Source organism: Micromonospora sp. RTBAU3-60 (assembly GCF_054963695.1).
On the sequence record NZ_JBUEGB010000157.1, the window covers coordinates 1 to 3201 of the forward strand.

At 67.0% G+C, this 3201-nt stretch carries 3 protein-coding genes; 1 reads left to right on the forward strand and 2 read right to left on the reverse strand.

The genetic code is table 11. The annotated features are described in order from the left end of the window. The first annotated feature begins 532 nt into the window (after nt 1–532). The gene (locus ACY34I_RS40215; RefSeq protein ID WP_462760773.1) at nt 533–1063 is read left to right on the forward strand and encodes a GNAT family N-acetyltransferase; all 531 of its coding nucleotides are present in this window, start codon (nt 533–535) and stop codon (nt 1061–1063) included. 447 nt (nt 1064–1510) lie between these two features. Here the strand turns inward: ACY34I_RS40215 and ACY34I_RS40220 are convergent, their stop codons facing one another. Next, nucleotides 1511–2092 (reverse strand): dihydrofolate reductase family protein, encoded by a 582-nt coding sequence (locus ACY34I_RS40220; protein ID WP_462760775.1) that lies wholly within the window; start codon nt 2090–2092, stop codon nt 1511–1513. Between the two features lie 66 nt (nt 2093–2158). Next, on the reverse strand, nt 2159–2998 hold the full coding sequence (locus tag ACY34I_RS40225) for a helix-turn-helix domain-containing protein (protein ID WP_462760777.1): 840 nt from the start codon (nt 2996–2998) through the stop codon (nt 2159–2161). Nucleotides 2999–3201 lie beyond the last annotated feature (203 nt).

Consider the following 3201-nt stretch of genomic DNA (forward strand, 5'->3'; position numbering starts at 1 on the left):
GGCGTCCACCAACGTTCGCCGGGTGGGCCGCTGCCGGAGATTGTCGTACCGGTGGTGTTGGGTGTGGTCGTGCCTCGTCGTCGGGATCCGGCCGCGCCCAGGGTGGTGTATCGCACGGCTCGTGTTGCGGTGCGGGTGACGGTTCGGCAGCGGCGCCGGTGTGTCGGGTTGCTGCGTTCGGCTGGCGACGTGTGGGCACGAGTCCTGGAGATCAACGGGTGACGACGCCGCCGCCGGGACGCGCCGCTGGTCGGTTATCAGGCGTTGTGTCGGGAGTTGGCCGACTCGGGGCCGGGCACCTTCGGTGAGCTGGATTCGGTGGCTGCCCGGTCAGTGTTGCGCCCGTTTTCCGATGCCTGGTTCGCCGCGGCGAAAGCCTGCAAGGACGGTGGCCCGCCGGCGCGGTTTCCCGACGACTACCGTGCGTGACGCTCGGTCAGCGGCAGACGCGGACGTTGGATCTCCACAGACTGTCGGAGGCTCTGGGTACGTTTCCCCACTGATGGATGCTGGATCAAGTTTGGGGGAGCTTGTGGCTGAGGCTGAGGTGGCGCTGCGACCGGTCGACGACTCCGACCTCGACGCGCTGTTCGAACAGATGCGGGATCCCGAGTCGGTCCGGATGGCGGCCTTTACCGCCAAGGATCCCGATGATCGCACCGCTTTCGATGCCCACATGGCGAAGATCAGGACATCACCCGACGTCACAAACCGCGTTATCACGCTCGATGGACAGCTCGTCGGCAGTATCGCCAGCTTCGTCATCGACGGCGACACCGAAGTTACCTACTGGATCGACAGATCGTTCTGGGGACAGCGCATCGCTTCCCGAGCGCTGGCCCTCCTTCTGGAAACGGTCCACGTCCGGCCCTTGTTCGCCCGCGTCGCGAGTGACAACGTGGGATCGCTGAAGGTGCTGCAGAGAGCAGGATTCGCGATCACAGGCACGGAGACGTCCTTCGCCAACGGGCGAAACACTGAGATCGAGGAAACGATCCTGCGCCTCGATGAGCCCGCAACCGCGCCATTCGATGTGCCGAGCGGGAAGAAGCAGACGCACTGATCTCGGCATGTCCGGATGACCGCCTGCAGACGTTCATGTCCTCGCCGTGCCCACCGCCGGGCGGGCATCTGATTGTCGAGGCACTACTGCTCGCACGACGCGCGAGATGGACGGTGATGTGGTCAGCCAGCTGGAGTGGTCCACCGAATGAGGCGCACACGCGCCACCCGGCTTCAGGAGCGCGGCCATGCGCGACCACCGACCCTCCGGGCTCGTCCAAATGCGCCGCTGCCGCATAGACCAGCCCGTAGCTCTCGCCTGGTCGTAAGTCCTCGAACGCGGCTTGCACGGCCTTGACGTTTGCTGGCTCTTCACAGTTGAGGGGTAATCGCCGGCTGGATGTTGGCTGGCGCGTCGGTCCCGGGGCAGCGATGCGCGGACGCAGCCGGAGACCCGATCTTGTGTCACCGTTCGCAGCGGACTTCTTCGCGTACCCGCTCAGATCGGTCAACGGCGCACCCGATAGCGCAGGTGAAGCACCCGGTTGCCCTGAATCACCACGTCAGGGTCCTCCAACAGGTGCTGCGCGTGGACCGACCCGAAGTAGCGCTTGCCGGACCCGAACACGACCGGTACGACGTCCATGCGCACCTCGTCGACCAGACCTGCGGCAAGCACCTGGCCACCGACGTCGCCAGCGGCAACCTCGACTATGCGGTCACCCGCAAGCTCCTGCGCCTTGGCCACGGCTGCCTCCACGCCGTCGACGAAGTGAAACGGCGCCTCGGGGTCCCAGCCCTCGGGCTTCGGCCGGTGCGTCACGACGACCACGTGGTCGATCCCGGCCGGAGGCTTCCCGTCCCAGCCGTCCGTCATGTCGAAGACGTGGCGGCCGACGATTGTCGCCCCGATCTGGTCCCAGTACGGCCGGGTGTAGTCGTAGGACGTCTGCGACACCTTCAACTCGCCGCTCTCGTCCAACGGGACGTCACCGCTGGACAACCAGTCGAACAGCGGTCCGGGCTGGTCATTCTCGTCCGCGACGAAGCCGTCCACCGACACCGAGCTGTACATGACTACTTTGCCCATGGGGCGCTCCTCTGCTTTGGGATGCCCCCATATTGGCGTGTCGTGAGCTGTCGCTCTTGTAAGAAATCAATCGGCCGGCAGCGGCCAGCTGTCCAGCACGTGGCCGGGATGCTCGCGCAGGAACTGCCGCCGGACTTCGACGTACCGGGTCGGCGTGAGCCCGGTGAACGCCCGGAACTCGTGGCCGAAGTGGGCCTGGTCGAAGTAGCCCGCGCGACCGGCGAGGTCGCCCCAGTCGATCGGTCCGGCGGGGTTGATCGCGAACACGGTGGCGGCGAAGCGGTAGGTGCGGGCCAGCCGCTTCGGCGTGACGCCGATGAGCTCCTTGAACCGCTGTGCCAGATGAGTGCTGCTGACACCGGCTGCCACCCTCAGGTCGCCGATCGCCACCGCCCCGCTGGTCGCCGCGATGACGCTGCTCGTATGGCGGACCAGTCCCAGGCCGGCGGTCTCGCACAGCCGTCGTGTTAGCTCTTCCTCGAGCAGCGTCAGCATCTCGTGCGGTCCGTCCGCCGTGGCCAGCCGGTCTCGCAGCTCAGCAATGGCGGGCCGGCCCCAAACCTGCTCTACCGTCACCGGCCGGTCACACAGCTCGGCCGCGGGCATCGGCAGGAACGGCGCCAGCCCCCACGGCTTGAAGTGCACGCCGACGGACCGGGTCCGGACTGGGTAGCCGAACTCCAACGCGCGGGTGGGCATGGTGACCACGCAGCCGTCGGCGTACTCGGCCGGCTCGATGTCGGTGCCGGCGCGGATGCGAAACGGCGCCCCGAGGTTGACGATGAGCAACGCCGCCGGCATCGGCGGCAGCGTCAGCCGGGCGTACGGCGACGCACCCTCCAGGTAGTAAAGGTCGTCGATCAGCCCGTCCAGCGGCGGTCGCGGCACTCTGGACACGTACTCCACGCCCGCAGTATCGCCGACGCCCCGCCGGCATCGCCCTCGGCTTCCGCAACCTCACCCACTACATCGCCCGGGGCACTCCTCGAAACCGGCGGATTCAGACCCCAACTACACCCCGCTTTGTGAAGAGCCCGTTTGCTGGCACCTGCTTACGCAGCTCGGCGAGCATGGCCCCGTCAGGCTCGGTCGCGGTAACCGTGGTCCCT

Bases quoted from the DNA above. Each gene is read 5' to 3' on its own strand.
- ACY34I_RS40220 (WP_462760775.1), bottom strand. From the start codon at position 2,092: ATGGGCAAAGTAGTCATGTACAGCTCGGTGTCGGTGGACGGCTTCGTC.